General features: G+C 65.7%; 17 protein-coding genes and 3 tRNA genes. 3 read left to right on the top strand and 17 right to left on the bottom strand.

Annotation, left to right across the window (positions count from 1 at the left end; genetic code table 11):
• Window positions 1–207 precede the first annotated feature (207 nt).
• Window positions 208–699: a hypothetical protein gene (locus ACP693_RS09405; RefSeq protein ID WP_426017332.1), complete on the bottom strand. Its 492-nt coding sequence runs from the start codon at window positions 697–699 to the stop codon at window positions 208–210.
• Window positions 696–1,658, bottom strand: coding sequence for a M28 family peptidase (locus ACP693_RS09400; protein ID WP_426017333.1), 963 nt, complete (start codon window positions 1,656–1,658; stop codon window positions 696–698). The genes ACP693_RS09405 and ACP693_RS09400 overlap by 4 nt, the downstream gene beginning before the upstream one ends.
• A gap of 119 nt (window positions 1,659–1,777) precedes the next feature.
• Here ACP693_RS09400 and ligA point away from each other — a divergent pair, with 119 nt between their 5' ends.
• Window positions 1,778–4,117 (top strand): NAD-dependent DNA ligase LigA, encoded by a 2,340-nt coding sequence (gene ligA / locus ACP693_RS09395; protein ID WP_426017334.1) that lies wholly within the window; start codon window positions 1,778–1,780, stop codon window positions 4,115–4,117.
• Between the two features lie 117 nt (window positions 4,118–4,234).
• Window positions 4,235–4,657, top strand: coding sequence for a DUF2147 domain-containing protein (locus tag ACP693_RS09390; protein WP_346495464.1), 423 nt, complete (start codon window positions 4,235–4,237; stop codon window positions 4,655–4,657).
• 75 nt (window positions 4,658–4,732) lie between these two features.
• Here the strand turns inward: ACP693_RS09390 and ACP693_RS09385 are convergent, their stop codons facing one another.
• The 14 genes from ACP693_RS09385 to ACP693_RS09320 all read right to left on the bottom strand — a co-directional run bounded on the left by ACP693_RS09385 (window position 4,733) and on the right by ACP693_RS09320 (window position 13,411).
• Window positions 4,733–5,719, bottom strand: coding sequence for an aldo/keto reductase (locus tag ACP693_RS09385; protein ID WP_426017335.1), 987 nt, complete (start codon window positions 5,717–5,719; stop codon window positions 4,733–4,735).
• 98 nt (window positions 5,720–5,817) lie between these two features.
• A tRNA-His gene (locus tag ACP693_RS09380) sits at window positions 5,818–5,894 on the bottom strand.
• Window positions 5,895–6,017: 123 nt separating this feature from the next.
• The gene (locus ACP693_RS09375; RefSeq protein WP_135195744.1) at window positions 6,018–6,731 is read right to left on the bottom strand and encodes an energy transducer TonB; all 714 of its coding nucleotides are present in this window, start codon (window positions 6,729–6,731) and stop codon (window positions 6,018–6,020) included.
• 14 nt (window positions 6,732–6,745) lie between these two features.
• Complete coding sequence (locus tag ACP693_RS09370; RefSeq protein ID WP_426017337.1) at window positions 6,746–7,180, bottom strand: ExbD/TolR family protein; 435 nt, start codon at window positions 7,178–7,180, stop codon at window positions 6,746–6,748.
• A gap of 5 nt (window positions 7,181–7,185) precedes the next feature.
• Window positions 7,186–8,073 (bottom strand): MotA/TolQ/ExbB proton channel family protein, encoded by an 888-nt coding sequence (locus ACP693_RS09365; RefSeq protein ID WP_426017338.1) that lies wholly within the window; start codon window positions 8,071–8,073, stop codon window positions 7,186–7,188.
• A gap of 538 nt (window positions 8,074–8,611) precedes the next feature.
• Window positions 8,612–8,687: transfer RNA gene (locus ACP693_RS09360), tRNA-Phe, on the bottom strand.
• A 63-nt stretch (window positions 8,688–8,750) separates the two neighbouring features.
• The gene (locus ACP693_RS09355; protein WP_426017340.1) at window positions 8,751–8,915 is read right to left on the bottom strand and encodes a DNA gyrase inhibitor YacG; all 165 of its coding nucleotides are present in this window, start codon (window positions 8,913–8,915) and stop codon (window positions 8,751–8,753) included.
• A gap of 3 nt (window positions 8,916–8,918) precedes the next feature.
• Entirely contained in the window at window positions 8,919–9,953 is a 1,035-nt protein-coding gene (locus ACP693_RS09350; protein ID WP_426017341.1) for a ribonuclease E/G, read from the bottom strand.
• Complete coding sequence (locus ACP693_RS09345) at window positions 9,950–10,531, bottom strand: Maf family protein (protein WP_426017343.1); 582 nt, start codon at window positions 10,529–10,531, stop codon at window positions 9,950–9,952. The genes ACP693_RS09350 and ACP693_RS09345 overlap by 4 nt, the downstream gene beginning before the upstream one ends.
• Complete coding sequence (infA, locus tag ACP693_RS09340; protein ID WP_008261544.1) at window positions 10,532–10,750, bottom strand: translation initiation factor IF-1; 219 nt, start codon at window positions 10,748–10,750, stop codon at window positions 10,532–10,534. It abuts the gene before it with no gap.
• 103 nt (window positions 10,751–10,853) lie between these two features.
• Window positions 10,854–11,321: a UPF0262 family protein gene (locus tag ACP693_RS09335; protein ID WP_426017344.1), complete on the bottom strand. Its 468-nt coding sequence runs from the start codon at window positions 11,319–11,321 to the stop codon at window positions 10,854–10,856.
• A complete protein-coding gene (locus ACP693_RS09330) occupies window positions 11,318–11,818 on the bottom strand; it encodes a DUF2948 family protein (protein ID WP_426017346.1) in 501 nt (166 codons plus the stop codon). Before ACP693_RS09330 ends, ACP693_RS09335 begins: the two co-directional genes overlap by 4 nt.
• A complete protein-coding gene (murA, locus tag ACP693_RS09325) occupies window positions 11,808–13,097 on the bottom strand; it encodes a UDP-N-acetylglucosamine 1-carboxyvinyltransferase (protein WP_426017347.1) in 1,290 nt (429 codons plus the stop codon). The genes ACP693_RS09330 and murA overlap by 11 nt, the downstream gene beginning before the upstream one ends.
• A gap of 116 nt (window positions 13,098–13,213) precedes the next feature.
• On the bottom strand, window positions 13,214–13,411 hold the full coding sequence (locus ACP693_RS09320; protein WP_426017349.1) for a hypothetical protein: 198 nt from the start codon (window positions 13,409–13,411) through the stop codon (window positions 13,214–13,216).
• A gap of 110 nt (window positions 13,412–13,521) precedes the next feature.
• Here ACP693_RS09320 and ACP693_RS09315 point away from each other — a divergent pair.
• Window positions 13,522–13,596, top strand: a tRNA-Thr gene (locus ACP693_RS09315).
• Window positions 13,597–13,663: 67 nt separating this feature from the next.
• Here the strand turns inward: ACP693_RS09315 and ACP693_RS09310 are convergent.
• Window positions 13,664–14,251 carry a hypothetical protein gene (locus ACP693_RS09310; RefSeq protein WP_426017350.1) on the bottom strand — a complete coding sequence of 196 codons (588 nt, stop codon included), beginning with the start codon at window positions 14,249–14,251 and terminating at the stop codon, window positions 13,664–13,666.
• Window positions 14,252–14,270 lie beyond the last annotated feature (19 nt).

Raw genomic sequence — 14,270 nt, 5'->3', positions numbered from 1 at the left:
CTCCGCATGCACATTGACCGCCAATCAACATGCTACCATAAGTTGATTGTGATCAAGAAATCTCCCCGATCCCGCGAACCTCACATCGGTGATGCCGAACCTCGCTGGTCCGGGATCCGGTCTGTAGGCTTTATCGTCGGCCTCAGCGTCCTTCTTTGGATTCTGATCGCGACCGGGGTCTATCTGGCCGTCCGCGCCATTCTCTGATCAGTCGCCACCCCACCAGCTCAGCGCGAAGGCCGTGCGCTGCCCATCCACCGAAACCGTTCCGGTGATGACGGGCGTCTGGTCGCCGAGATTGCGCCGCGCCGTCGCCAGCGCCCCCTGGTCGATCCGCCCCTGCAGCCGCACGATGCCGCCGCCCGGCGCCGAACCTGTCATCTGCACCGTGTCGTCGGTGATCGCATAGGCGTCTGGGTTCACCCGCATCGCCCCCTGCGGCCCGACCAGCGACAGGATCAGCGGCGGCGGGCCGCCTTGTCCCGCCTCCCAGGCCGTGAATCCCGCCGCTTGACCGACGAACAGCGACGCCACCTGACCGCTACCCTCGCCGACGGGACGATAGTCGCCCGAGATGTCGGCGCTCAGTCGATGACTGAACCGTGCGGTTTCAGGCGTCGGCTCCGCCGCCTCCCGACGCTCACAGGCGCTGAGGGCAAGCAAGCCCATGACGACGATCGCACCAAGGCGGCGCCTCATCGATCCAGCGCCTGATCCAGGGCGCGGAAGCCGGCGATGGCGATCTCGGTCGCGCTGGTGAAGACCGACGGCGTGATCCGCTCGAAGGTGTCGCTGGGGCGGTGATAGTCGGGGTGATCATCCACGCCCATATAGAGGAAGGGCACGCCCGCCGCGTGGAAGGCGCCGTGGTCGGACGCCTCGACCCAGTTGTTTTCGCCCGTATCCTGCGGCGTGTCCTTGCCGAAGGCGAAGGACACGGCCCCGTTCGGTTGCACGGCCTCCAGCACCGGCCGCAAATTGGGATGCTGATAGGTGCCGGTGACCCACAGATGGCCGTCGGTCTCGGCCCGCGCCGTCATGTCGAAGTTCAGGTTCAGGCTGATCGACGACAGCGGCACCGGCGGCGCCTTTACGAACTCGCGCGCGCCCAACAGGCCCCGCTCCTCTCCGTCCAGAGCCACGATCAGCACGCTGTGTTCCGGCGGCTGGGCTTTCAGCCGCGTCGCCAGCTCCAGCATGGTCGCCACGCCCGAGGCGTTGTCGTCCGCGCCATGGAAGATCTGACCGTCATTGACGCCGACGTGGTCGTAGTGCGCCGTCACGACGATGTAGCGATCCGCAACGCGCGTTCCGGGGATCAGGCCAACGATGTTGACGCCGCTGAACGTCTTGACGCCTTCTCGCGTGCGGCCCGGCGCCTCGAACGGCTGCAAGCGCCCGAACGGCGGCGCCTGCACGCCGATGGCTTCCAGCCGGGATACGATATAGGCGCGGGCGCGCTCTCCGCCCTCGGATCCGGTGTCGCGCCCCTGCATGTCGTCCGCCGAAAGGATGCGAACGTCCTCCAGCAGTTGGCTTGGAGCCATCTCGACAGGCGTGACAGAGGCGACAGGCGTCGTTGCGACGGGAACGGCGTTGCAGCCGCTAATGACCAGGGCGGCGCTGGTCAGGACAAGGCAGAGGGTCGAACGGTTCATACAGGCTCCAACACAGAACCCGGACCCTAGCGCCGACCGATCGGGCCGTCAGCCTACGGTTCTGTCATCATCGGCTTTGCGCGATGCACGGCCGCCGCGACAGATGATATGACGGCGAAATGGCCTCCGCGATTCCTCTCGAAACTCCTGTCGAAGATCTGACCGCCGAAACGGCCGCCGAGGCCCTGGCCTGGCTGGCGGCCGAGATGGCCCGTCACGACGCCCTCTACAACGAGGCCGCGCCCGAGATTTCCGACGCCGACTACGACGCCCTGCGCGCCCGCAACCTGGCGATCGAGACCGCCTTCCCCGACCTGATCCGCCCGGATTCCCCGTCCAACAAGGTCGGCGCCGCCGTCTCCACCCAGTTCGCCGAGGTCCGCCACGGCGTGCCAATGCTGTCCTTGGACAACGCCTTCGACGAGGGCGAGGTGCGCGATTTCGTCGCCCGCATCGCCCGCTTCCTGAAACTGCCCGCCGACGAGCCCATCGCCTTCGTCGCCGAGCCCAAGATCGACGGCCTGTCCGCAAACCTGCTCTATATCGATGGCCGGCTGACCATCGGCGCCACGCGCGGCGACGGCCGTGCGGGCGAGGACGTCACCGCCAATCTGAACACCATCGCCGATGTGAAACAGACTTTGGCCGGCGACGACTGGCCCGACCGGATCGAGATCCGGGGCGAGGTCTACGCCCCCAACGACGCCTTTGCCGCCTTCAACGCCGCGGCAGAGGCCGAGGGCCGCCGCACCTACGCCAACCCCCGCAACTTCGCCGCCGGCTCCCTGCGCCAGAAGGACGCCCGGATCACGGGCAAGCGCCCGCTGAACTTCTTCGCCTACGCCTGGGGCGAACATTCCAGCGACTTCGCCGAGACCCAGTGGGACGCCCTGCAAAAGCTCAAGGCCTGGGGCTTCCCCGTCAACGAACGCTCGCGCCGGGTCGAGGGCGCCGAAGGCCTGATCGCCGTCTATCGCGAACTGGAACGCGACCGCGCGACCCTGGGCTATGACATCGACGGCGTGGTCTACAAGGTCGACCGCCTGGACTGGCAGCGCCGTCTGGGCTTCGTCGCCCGCAGCCCCCGCTGGGCCATCGCCCACAAATTCCCCGCCCAACAGGCGACCACGGTGCTGGAAGGCATCGACATCCAGGTCGGCCGCACCGGCTCCCTGACCCCCGTCGCCCGGCTGCACCCCGTCACCGTCGGCGGCGTCGTGGTCAGGAACGCCACCCTGCATAATGAAGACGAGATCGAACGTCTGGACGTCCGCATCGGCGACACCGTCCGCCTGCAACGCGCCGGCGACGTCATCCCCCAGATCCTGGGCGTGGTCCCCGACCTGCGCCCCGCCGACGCGGTCCCCTATGTCTTCCCCGACAAATGCCCGGTCTGCGCCTCCGAAGCCGTGCGCGAGGGCGACGAGGTCAAGCGCCGCTGCACCGGCGGCCTGATCTGCGACGCCCAGATCGTCGAACGGCTCAAGCATTTCGTCGGCCGCCGCGCCTTCGACATTGAGGGCCTGGGCGAGAAACAGCTGGTCGCCTTCAATGCGCGCGGCTGGATCAAGGAGCCGGCCGACATCTTCCGCCTGGCGCGCGACGAAGCGCGGCTGAAAGAGCTTGAACGTGACGACGGCTATGGTGAAACCAGCATCCGCAACCTGGTCGCCGGCATCGACGCCCGTCGCGTCATCTCGCTGGACCGGTTCCTGTTCGGCCTGGGCATACGCGACATCGGCGAACAGACCTCCATCGTCCTGGCCCGCGCCTTCGAAAGCTGGCCCGCGCTAAAGGCCGCCTGTCTCCAGGCCGCCTCGGGCGTCTCGTCGGACGCCTGGACCGCCCTGGCCGCCGCGCACGCCATATCGCCCCGCGTCCTGACCCTGATGGCCGAGGCGGCGCCCCCCGCCGCCGATCCCTGGCCTGAGGCGACGATGGACATGAAGATCAGCCAGGCCTTCCCCGGCATGGCCGCCCCGGCCCGCCGCTCGCTGGCGACGATGACGGACGACTGGTCCGGCCTGGTCGAACTGGCCCGCGTGGCGCGCGAGGAAGGCCCGTCCGAAATCCTGAACCAGATCGCCGGCGTCACCGGCGTCGGCCCCGTCGCCGCCCTGGCGCTGGCCCACTTCTTCCACGAGCCCCACAATCTTCAGGTGGTCGCGGCGCTAGAGGCCGAACTGACCGAAATCCTCGACGCCGAACGCCCCAAGTCCGACACCCCGGTGGCCGGCAAGACCGTCGTCTTCACCGGCGCCCTGGAGCGCTTCACCCGCGACGAAGCCAAGGCCCGCGCCGAAAGCCTGGGCGCCAAGGTCTCGGGTTCGGTGTCGAAAAAGACCGACTATGTTGTCGCCGGCCCCGGCGCGGGATCAAAGCTCAAGGACGCCGAGAAGCACGGCGTCCAGGTTCTGACCGAGGACGAATGGCTGGCCCTGATCGACGGCCAAAGTTGACTTAAGGTCCGGTTTTCGTTGGCGATACCCGTTGTTTCAGCCTTGTTTTCAACTGAAACCGGGATCAACGTCGCCTTCAACGGGCGGTGCAACCGACCCGACGAAAAGGGAACGACTATGAAGATCAAGATCATGCTGGCTGCAGCCACCCTGGCGGCCGCCCTCGCCTCCCCGGCCCTGGCCGGCGATCCGACCGGCCTGTGGCAGACGCCAACCAACGGCGGCCAGGTTCGTATCGCGCGCTGTGGTCAGGCGCTGTGCGGCACGCTGGTGACTTCGAACCATATCCGCACCGACGCTAACGTCCGCGACACTCAGAACCGCGACACCGCCCTGCGCAGCCGCACGCTTCGCAACCTGCCCATGCTGACGGGCTTCACCGGCGGCCCGACGGAATGGCGCAACGGCTCGGTCTACAACCCGGCTGACGGCCGCACCTATCGCGGCACCATCACCATGACCGGTGACAACAGCCTGAACCTGCGCGGCTGCGTCGTCGCCCCCCTGTGCAAGACCCAGACCTGGACCCGCATCCAGTAGGATCGAAGCGCCAGACAGACGAAAGGCCCGGCCGGAGCGATCCGACCGGGCCTTTTTCATGTCTGCCTCTCGGCCTTAGCGGTTCAGGGCCGCTCGCGCCGCCTCGGCGTAGCGATGCCCCGTCGCGGCGCCCTTGGGGAAGACCGCCTCGATCCGCGCCAGATCCTCGGGCGTCAGGACGACATCCGCAGCCGCCGCATTTTGCTCCAGGGTCGCGATGCGGCGCGTGCCGGGGATCGGAACCAGATCCTCGCCCTGCGCCAGCACCCAGGCCAGGGCCAGTTGGGCGGCGGTGACGCCCTTGTCGGCGGCGATGGTCTTCACGGCTTCCACAAGATCCAGATTCTTCTGGAAGTTCTCGCCCATGAAGCGCGGATTGGTGCGGCGGAAGTCGTCGGCGTCCAGATCGTCGATGGAGGTGATGTCGCCCGACAGGAAACCCCGACCCAGCGGGCTGTAGGGCACGAAGCCGATGCCCAGTTCGCGCACGACCGAGAACAGCTCCTCCTCGGGCTCGCGGCTCCACAGCGAATATTCCGTCTGCAGCGCCGTGATCGGATGGGTCGCATGGGCCTTGCGCAATGTGTCGGGCGCGGCCTCGGACAGGCCCAGGAAGCGGACCTTGCCCTCTGTGACCAGTTCGGCCATCGCCCCGACCGTCTCCTCGATCGGCGTTTCCGGATCGACGCGATGCAGATAGTAGAGATCGACGTGATCGACGCCGAGGCGTTGCAAACTGCCCTCGATGGCGCGGCGAACGTTCGCCGGACTGCCGTCGGTCATCAGCTTGGTGCGGTCGGCATTGTAGTTGATGCCGAACTTGGTGGCGATGAAGGCTTGGTCGCGCCGGTCCTTCAGCGCCTTGCCCACCAGGATCTCGTTGGTGTGCGGGCCATACATCTCGGCGGTGTCGAACAGGGTGATGCCGAGATCGAGCGCGCGATGAATGACCGAGATGGACTGGGCCTCGTCCGAGCTGCCGTAGAAGGCGCTCATGCCCATGCAGCCCAGGCCTATGGCCGAAAACTCGGGCCCGTTCGGACCCAGCTTGCGCGTCTTCATGAGGCCTTCTCCTGTCGATGTTGGGGATCGACCGACCGGCCGATGATCAGGAGATGGTCGCTGCGACGGCGGGCTGCAAGCCCGGCCGCGCTTTGCGATGGTACCGCCTCTCAGGCTTGAACTGAGGACCTCCGGTTCCACAAACCGGCGCTCTAACCAACTGAGCTAAGGCGGCCCGCTCATCGCGAGGCGCGTTCTCTACCGAGGCCTCACCCACCAATCAAGCCTAGAGTGCGGTATGGCCAAACAAAAACGCCCCGGCGGATGCCGGGGCGTTCTGTCGAATAGAAGATCAGGCCTACTGAAGGCGGAAGCGAACTGTGAAGCGCGCCTGTCCGCCTTGAGCGACCCCATCCACAGTGCCTGGCGCAAAGCGCGCGGAACGCATGGACGCCACGGCTTCGCGACCGAATCCGGCTCCTGAAGGAGTCTCGGAAACGATGCTGCAGTTCGTAGCCGAACCATTGGCCTGAACAGAGCAAAGCAGAACGACCGTTCCCTCCTCGATACCACGCTCTTGAGCGCGGGCGGGGAATTCGGGGCGCGGTTGGCGCGACCACGAGACGTTCGTGATGGTCGCCGGACGGGCCGGAGCCGGAGGGGCGGGCGGAGGCGGAGGTCCAGGAATATTGACGGGCGGGCCCGTATATTCGACTCGGTCTTCCTTCTTCGTCGGCGTGATGTTCACCGGCGGAGGCGGCATGACGTTGGGGACCGGGGCCGGCACGCGCACCTGAAGCTTCGGCGGCGGAGGCGTATCCGTCGGCGGAGGCGGCGGGGGCGGAGGCGGTGGAGGCGGCGGAACCGGCTCGACCAACTCGACCTCGACGGACTCGTCGACGTAGTTGAACTCCTTCAGCTTGAACTTCGACTGTTGCAAGAAGAAGATCAGCAGAGCGAACAGGATGGTGACGACCAGCAGGCAGACGATCAGCACGGGGTAAGAAACCCCCATGAAGCCCTTCTTCTTGGGTACGTCGTAACGACTGCGATGATATTCGACGTCTGTCATTCTATCTCCGCACCCTAACTCGTCGCCTGGTCTTCGCCGACCAGTGCAACACTATAGAAGCCGTTATCCTGGAGCGCATTCATGACCTGCATGAAGTCGCCGTAACGGGTGTTCTGGTCGCCCCGAATGAAGATCCGCTCATCTGCCGGGTTCCGGGCGCCGATCTGTTCTTTCAGATCGTCGCCCAGGGATCCGACGTCGGTCCTGAAGTCGCCCACATAGACGTCGCCGTCGTTCTGGATCGAAATATAGACCGGCTTGGGCGGGTTCGGGGCCGCCTTGGCGACGGCGATTGGCAACTCGACGGGCACCGACACGGAAGCAAGCGGAGCCGCGACCATGAAGATGATGAGCAAGACCAACATGATATCAACGAAAGGCGTGACGTTGATGTCGCTGTTGGCCTCGACCTGGTTGCCGCCGCCGCCCGATTTAATCTTGGCGGCCATCCGTCTTACGCTCCCTTGTCGAGCTGACGCGAGATGCCGTTCAGCAGCTCAGCGGCGAAGCCGTCGGCACGGGTGCCGTAGGCGGCGATGCGGGTGTTGAAGTAGTTGTAGAACACAACGGCCGGGATAGCGGCGAACAGACCGATACCTGTGGCCAGCAGAGCCTCGGCGATACCCGGAGCAACGACGGCCAGGTTGGTCGTGTTGGACTGCGCGATGCCGATGAAGGAGTTCATGATGCCGTAAACGGTGCCGAACAGACCGACGAACGGACCGATGGAGCCGACCGAAGCCAGGAACTGCTGTCCACCCGACAGGCGCAGGGCCAGACCGGATTGAACGGCGGTGACGGCGGCGGCGGCGCGGCCCAGAGCCGAGTCGAGGTGATCGCCGGTGACCGACAGACCGGCCTGACGCGACAGTTCAACTTCTTCGGTGGCCGCGGCGGCCATGTCGGCCAGCGGGTTGCCGTCGAACTCTTCCTGGGTCGAGACGGCGCGCATGTCAGCAATGGTGCGGGCGCCGCGGAAGCTTTCGAGGAAGTTGTCCGTCTTGCGGTTCAGAGCGCCGAACTCGAACAGCTTGATGAGCAGCAGGGTCCACGAGAGGATGGAGGCCAGCATCAGTCCGGCCATGACGACCTTAACGACGACCGTGGCTTCCATGAACATGGAGATCGGCGTGATGTCGCCGCCGTGACCGCCGCCAACGGCTTCGTTCATGGATTCGGGGTTGGCCGCGTCGGCGGCCGGAGCCATTGCCGTCGGGGTCGCCGCAGGTGCGGCAGCCGGGGTCGGCTCGGCCGGGGCCTGAGCCAGGACCGGCGAGCTCGCCATCAGCGCGGCGGTGCCCGCCATGGCGAGAAGGATGTTCGTCTTTTTGCTGTTCAGCATAATTCGCCAGTTCCTGCTTGGTCTGACTCGTGGAACCAAAGGTGCGGCCATAGTCAGCGACCGCCCCCCAACCTGAAATGTTTCCTTCAACGCGCCCCGTCCTATCGAGGATCCGAGCCCGCTGAAATCTTCGGTAGAGACTGTCCGGTCGCCCGCCCAGCCTCTGATGATCGAACCTTCGGAGAACGCGTCTCCTGTAATCCGTATTAACGCCTCCTTGGGAAGGCGTCTCAACCCTTTGACGAACCCTTACCGGAGCGTCAAGGGACAAGAGCGGCTTTTAGCCAGTCGAGCGACGCGGAGAAAAGTTCCGCTCAACCATGGCATTTAATCCGCCAGACGCGACGTTTTGATGATGATTGCGCTTCATTTGGAGCAAACTTGTCGGAAATCGACATCTCGCGACGTAATCCGCCCTGAATGGCCGAAACAACGACCATTCGCTCCGCAGCGCCATGCCACAATGCGAAGACAGACAGCGGCCAGGGCATCCGATGATGCCTCAGCCGCATGACGATCAATATGAGGGGGAAGAAGATGGTGCCTGGAGGCGGGTTCGAACCACCGACACGCGGATTTTCAATCCGCTGCTCTACCAGCTGAGCTATCCAGGCGCCGACGCGGCGTCGCGAGAGGCGGGTCTATAGGGGAGGCTTTTCCGCCTGTCCAGCGCCCAATCAGTCCTTTTCGCCATCATCTTCGGCGCCCTCGTCCAGGGCGGCGGGAATGGCGTAGCTGCCTGTGAACCAGCGCTGCAGATCGACATCGGAGCAGCGGCGCGAGCAGAAGGGCTTGTACTTGGGATCGGCGTCGCCCTCGCGGCAGATGGGGCAGGTTGCCATGGCTCAACTCTCTTCTATACGGCCGTGGCCGGCGGGGATTGCGACATCGGCCTGCACATGGGCTCGCGGCCCCAGTCTCGCTGCTAGCGGGCCCGCGATGGCGGCTTCCTCCGGCGCGCAGCGTGCGGTGATGCGCGCAGATCGAGTGTCGGACAAAAGTTGTCGCCGCAGCGCCCGCACCAACGAAAGAGCGCGCGTCTGGGCAGAGACGCGTCCATCGGCGTCACGCAACACTTCCTCGATGGGCGTGCGTCGCCAAGGCAGCGACACCTGCATCAGGCCGAATCGACTGACGGGTCCGAAGACGGCCTGCGGTTCATGGGCGAAGGCGGTCCTGGCGGTCTTGGCCTGCGCCTCGGCGTCCTGACCATCCCCGACCAGGTCGATGACGACCAGACCGGCCCAGTTCCGAAGCCCGATCAGCCGCGCTGCCTGTCTTAGCCCCTCACGATTCGCGACCGCTCTCGCCTGTTTCGGATCACGACCGGGCATCGAAGCGAAATCGATGTCCACGGCCACCAGGGCGCGGGTGCGTTCAATGGCCAGGTCGATTCCGTGCGACCCGAAGACGCAGGACCGGGCCAGAGCCTCTTCCTCCGCCTCGATCACCGCGTCGATGGCGGCGACTCCGACGATTGATTCCTCGCCTGGCGCGAGTTCGCGCAACTGTTCGGCGACACTGGGCGCGGCTTGAAGCAGGCGGGGTGTCCCCTCCCCCGACCCGAGGCGGCGAACCACGGCCCCCTTCCCGGTCCGAGGCTCGGCGGTGACGACGACTTCCAGCCGTTCGCCCTGGCTCAGGCGGTCGTTGCGGGGAAAGTGCAGGAAGGCAGCGGTATCGGCGCCGATATCGACGAAGGCGCCGCGCAGGCCCTGATTCACTTCGGTCACCCGCCCGATCGACCGCGCGCCGAGCCGCGTCTGGGCCGCGTCGTCGTCACGATGGATCAGCAGATGGGTGTAGCGCCCGTCGCGCATGACCGCGCCACGCGTCTCGCCAGGCGTCTCGTCGAGGAAGACCTCGACCGCGCCGCTCATGCGCGCCAGCCGACGCCGTTCAACAGCTGGACGGCCTCATAGACCGGCAGACCCATCACAGAAGGATGGCTGCCGACGATTCGCTGAACGAAGGCCCCGGCTGGTCCCTGGATGCCATAGCCGCCGGCCTTGCCGCGCCAGTCGCCCGTGGCGACATAGGTCGCGATCTCGTGGTCCGACAGCGGCTTGAAGGTCACACGCGTCTCGTTGACCCGCGACGACAGCTTGCCGTCGCGCACCACCGCCACGCCGGTGAAGACGCGGTGATTGCGGCCGGACAGAAGTTTCAGGAAACGGATCGCCTCAGCCTCGTCCCCCGCCTTCTCCAGGAAGCGGCGGCCGACCGACACGACCGTATCGGCGGCGATAACCACGGCGTTTGGACGCCGTGCGGCGACCACCTCGGCCTTGGAGGTCGCCAGACGTTCGGCGAGACGTGGCGGCGTTTCGCCCTTCAACGGCGTCTCGTCGATATCGGCAGGATCGATATGGTCGGGCGTGATCCCGACCTGCGCCAGCAGTTCGATGCGGCGCGGGCTGGCCGAAGCCAGCACCAATTCGGGACGCGCCGTCGTCACTTACTTGAAGCGATAGGTGATGCGACCCTTGGTCAGGTCGTAGGGGGTCATTTCGACCAGGACCTTGTCGCCGGCCAGCACGCGGATGCGGTTCTTGCGCATCTTGCCTGCCGTGTGGGCGATGATCTCGTGGTCGTTCTCAAGCGTCACGCGGAAGGTGGCGTTCGGCAGCAGTTCGCTGACGGTGCCGGGAAACTCAAGTAGTTCTTCCTTAGCCATGCGGCCTCTCACGCCCGATTAAAATGCGTTCGACCCCACGCCGGGCGGGCGCGAGGGGCGGAATGGAGGGGCCTAATGCCCGAAAACGCAGAGATAGTCGAGGTCAGCCGCGACGGTAGAGCGCACACAGTAACGTAAACAACCGCCGCGCCGTTTCATGATCGACGACGATCTTGCCGTCCAGTCGTGTCTTTAACTGGTCGGCCCCCTCGTTGTGCAGGCCGCGCCGACCCATGTCGACCGATTCGATCTGGCTGGCCGACGACCCGCGCAGGGCCTCGTAATAGCTGTCGCAGATCAGCAGGTAGTCTTTGATCACGCCCTTCAGCGGCGTGAGGCTGATGGCGTAGGTGCGGTTGAAGTTCTCGCCATCGATATCGAACACCAGACGATTGTCCTGCAAAGAAAGCTTCAGCTTATAGGGTCCACCCTCGGCGCCGACGGGTTCGAAACTGTTCTTTTCGACCAGATCGAAGATGGCGACCCGGCGCTCATGCTCGATTTCGGCTGTCGCGGCGGGCAAGGTCAACACGTCCAGTTCGACCGAAGCCAGCTTGTGGGGACCACTCATGCCGCATTCCCTTCATCGCGTTTGGGGGCGTCCAGATCCGGGCCGTCAAGGTGGGTCGGCGCGACCCGCGCGGGCCACCGTTCTGAAATGTCGGTGACCACGGCGTCCAGGCATTCGACATCGATCCGCAAATCCCCGCCGCCGGCGAACATCAGGATGACCTTGCCGCCGGGCGCATCCGTCGGGATGAAATCGAGCGCCAGCAATTCCAGCGAGGCATCGGGGCTGCGCGACAGGCGCCGGCTCTTGACCGCCAAAACGTCGCCGAACTGCATGGCGCACATCACCCGCGTCCCGCCGCATTCCCAGCAGAAGCGGCTGAAGGCAATGGTCAGGGTGCGCGCACTCTTCTCCCACACGATATCGACCGGCCGCAGGATGGCGTCCTGCAGCGCTGCGGAAATGATTTGAAGATCGTCGGCATCCTCGGCCAGCAGGCGCAGCGGCTCGACCGGCGCCTTGGCTTCGGTGATGACGCCGTCGATCTCAGTGCTCATCACCCGTTCCCTTGATCCGTCGAATGTCCGCGCCGCACGCGCCGAGCTTTTCTTCCAAACGCTCGAAGCCGCGATCCAGATGATAGACGCGTCCGACCGTCGTCTCACCTTCGGCGACCAGGCCCGCGATGACCAGGCACATGGAGGCCCGCAGATCGGTCGCCATCACCTGGGCGCCGTGCAGCACCTCGACGCCGTTGACGTGGGCCTCGCCGGCGTGGACCGAGATGTCCGCCCCCAGCCGCGCCAGTTCCGGCACATGCATGAAACGGTTCTCGAAGATGGTCTCGCGCACCGTGCTGACGCCCTCGGCCGTCGTCATCAAGGCCATGAACTGGGCCTGCAGGTCGGTGGCGAAGCCCGGATAGATGGCCGTTTCGATGTCCACGGCCTTCAGCCGCTGCTTCGGATCGCGCTTGATCAGCACGCCGTCGACGGTGGGCGATACCTCGACCCCAGCCTCGATCATCTTGTCGGTCAGCGAGCCGATCAGCTCGGCCCGCGCCTTGGTCAGGCGCACCTCGCCCCCCGCCATGGCGGCGGCGACGGCGTAGGAGCCCATCTCGATTCGGTCGGGAATCACCGACCAGGTCGTCCCGTTCAGCGACGAGACCCCGGTGATGGTCAGGACGTCGGTGTCGATGCCTTCGATCTTGGCGCCCATGGCAGTCAGACAATGAGCCAGATCACCGATCTCGGGTTCGCGCGCGGCGCGGCGCAGCACGGTTGTCCCCTGCGCCAGAACGGCGGCCAGCAGGGCGTGTTCGGTGGCCCCGACCGAAACGAACGGAAACTCGATCTCGGCTCCTCGCAACCCCTTGGGCGCGCGAGCAGTGACATAGCCCTCGTCCAGTTCGATCTCGGCCCCCAGCGCCGTCAGCGCCTGCAGGTGCAGATCCACCGGACGCGCGCCGATGGTGCAACCGCCGGGCAGAGACACCTTGGCCTCGCCGGTGCGGGCCAGCAGCGGCCCCAGTACATTGAACGAGGCCCGCATCTGGCGAACCAGATCATAGGGGGCGAAGGTCGAGGTCAACTCGGCCGCATGAAACAGGCTCTCCTGCCCGTCCGCGCCGTCGCGCTCGGTCACTTCGATGCCGAACTGGCGCAGCAGTTGGCCCAGGAACCGGGTGTCCGCCAGACGCGGCATATTGGTCAGCAGCAGAGGCTGATCCGTCAGGATCGAGGCGGCCATCAGCTTGATGGCGGAGTTCTTGGCGCCGCTGACGGGAATGTCCCCGAAAAGCTGGGCGCCGCCCTGAATGGCGATGCTGTCCATGACGTCCTTAAGCGCACCCGAAGGAAACGCCTCGGGGGGATGGTTCTCTAGCAAGCCGTTGGACGCTTGCCAAAGGGCTGCGAGGTCGCGAGCCGATGACATTCAGTTGCGATGCGTCAGTTGCTGTCGCGCGGCGTCGCAGGCGTCCGCGCCGGGGCCTTGCGACGACGAAGGTTGGCGCGAAGCGCCGAAGCCAGACGGATCGCCTTCTCGGCCTTGGCCCGCGCAATCTCGAACTCCGGCCCCGATTCGACGGGCGGCGTCGCCGCAGGGGCGGCGGCAGGCGTATCGGCGTCATGCGGAGGGTGAGTCATGGCCGGATGATGCCGTGATAACGGGCCATGTCCAAACTTTCTTTCGGAGGATCAAAAAGGCGCTTCCCTCCCCGGAAGGGTTTGGCTATACGGCCGCTTCCTCAGTCGGGGCCGCCGTAGCTCAGTGGTAGAGCGCATCCTTGGTAAGGCTGAGGTCGTGGGTTCGATTCCCCCCGGCGGCACCATCTGAGAACTGAAAAGGCCCGGCTTTCGCCGGGCCTTTTTGAGTTTTCTGGGCAGGCCTTGAGGCCGTCAGTCGTAGCCGTACTGCCCACGACGATAGGGATCGCGCGCTTCCGCATCGCCGTCCTTGCTCCAACTGAAGCCCAGGGACATCGACTTGGTGGTGGTGTCCGCGCCATAGCCCCGACCGCGCCAGCCGCCGCCGTAGGGCGAGTAGAAGCCCGGTCCACGCAGGCCGTAACCGCCGTAGCCATAGCCCCAGGGCTCGTTGCGCCCCTCACGATAGGCCAGGTCCAGGCGACCATTCTCGCCGACAGGCAGGGAGACGGCGGCGCCATAGCTGCGATAGCCGCCTGTGCCGATTCCAGCCTCGACCATGCCGTGCATTTTGCGCTCGGCCGGCGGACCGGTCTCGGCGGCTTCCTCGAAGCTGGCGCCCGGCGTGCGCGAGCTGATCCAGTTCTGGATCTGCTGTTCGGTCGTCAGGCCGTGCGGAGCAGCGTCCTGGGCCGTCGGAGCGGTCACCGATTCCTGAGGCGCGGCCGCCATGGCCTGGGCCAGGGTCGGGGCGTTGGACGGCGCGGTCGTGACGACGCCGTCGGGGTCACCGCCCGCCGCGACAAGGGCCGCACTCGCCAAGAAACCTGCAATCAGCATGGGCCGCCTCCGTTCGAAA

This window comes from Brevundimonas sp. TWP1-3, assembly GCF_049896085.1.
Taxonomy (GTDB): domain Bacteria; phylum Pseudomonadota; class Alphaproteobacteria; order Caulobacterales; family Caulobacteraceae; genus Brevundimonas.
The sequence above is the reverse complement of the archived record's forward strand: the minus strand, read 5'-3'. Positions and strand labels throughout refer to the sequence as shown.

Coding starts and splice junctions, on each gene's coding strand:
- ACP693_RS09350 (WP_426017341.1), bottom strand. CDS start 9,953: ATGAGCGGCGCGGTCGAGGTCTTCCTCGACGAGACGCCTGGCGAGACG.
- infA (WP_008261544.1), bottom strand. CDS start 10,750: ATGGCTAAGGAAGAACTACTTGAGTTTCCCGGCACCGTCAGCGAACTG.
- ACP693_RS09365 (WP_426017338.1), bottom strand. CDS start 8,073: ATGCTGAACAGCAAAAAGACGAACATCCTTCTCGCCATGGCGGGCACC.
- ACP693_RS09335 (WP_426017344.1), bottom strand. CDS start 11,321: ATGAGTGGTCCCCACAAGCTGGCTTCGGTCGAACTGGACGTGTTGACC.
- ACP693_RS09355 (WP_426017340.1), bottom strand. CDS start 8,915: ATGGCAACCTGCCCCATCTGCCGCGAGGGCGACGCCGATCCCAAGTAC.
- ACP693_RS09320 (WP_426017349.1), bottom strand. CDS start 13,411: ATGACTCACCCTCCGCATGACGCCGATACGCCTGCCGCCGCCCCTGCG.
- ACP693_RS09310 (WP_426017350.1), bottom strand. CDS start 14,251: ATGCTGATTGCAGGTTTCTTGGCGAGTGCGGCCCTTGTCGCGGCGGGC.
- ACP693_RS09390 (WP_346495464.1), top strand. CDS start 4,235: ATGAAGATCAAGATCATGCTGGCTGCAGCCACCCTGGCGGCCGCCCTC.
- murA (WP_426017347.1), bottom strand. CDS start 13,097: ATGGACAGCATCGCCATTCAGGGCGGCGCCCAGCTTTTCGGGGACATT.
- ACP693_RS09375 (WP_135195744.1), bottom strand. CDS start 6,731: ATGACAGACGTCGAATATCATCGCAGTCGTTACGACGTACCCAAGAAG.
- ACP693_RS09330 (WP_426017346.1), bottom strand. CDS start 11,818: ATGAGCACTGAGATCGACGGCGTCATCACCGAAGCCAAGGCGCCGGTC.
- ACP693_RS09400 (WP_426017333.1), bottom strand. CDS start 1,658: ATGAACCGTTCGACCCTCTGCCTTGTCCTGACCAGCGCCGCCCTGGTC.
- ligA (WP_426017334.1), top strand. CDS start 1,778: ATGGCCTCCGCGATTCCTCTCGAAACTCCTGTCGAAGATCTGACCGCC.
- ACP693_RS09370 (WP_426017337.1), bottom strand. CDS start 7,180: ATGGCCGCCAAGATTAAATCGGGCGGCGGCGGCAACCAGGTCGAGGCC.
- ACP693_RS09385 (WP_426017335.1), bottom strand. CDS start 5,719: ATGAAGACGCGCAAGCTGGGTCCGAACGGGCCCGAGTTTTCGGCCATA.
- ACP693_RS09405 (WP_426017332.1), bottom strand. CDS start 699: ATGAGGCGCCGCCTTGGTGCGATCGTCGTCATGGGCTTGCTTGCCCTC.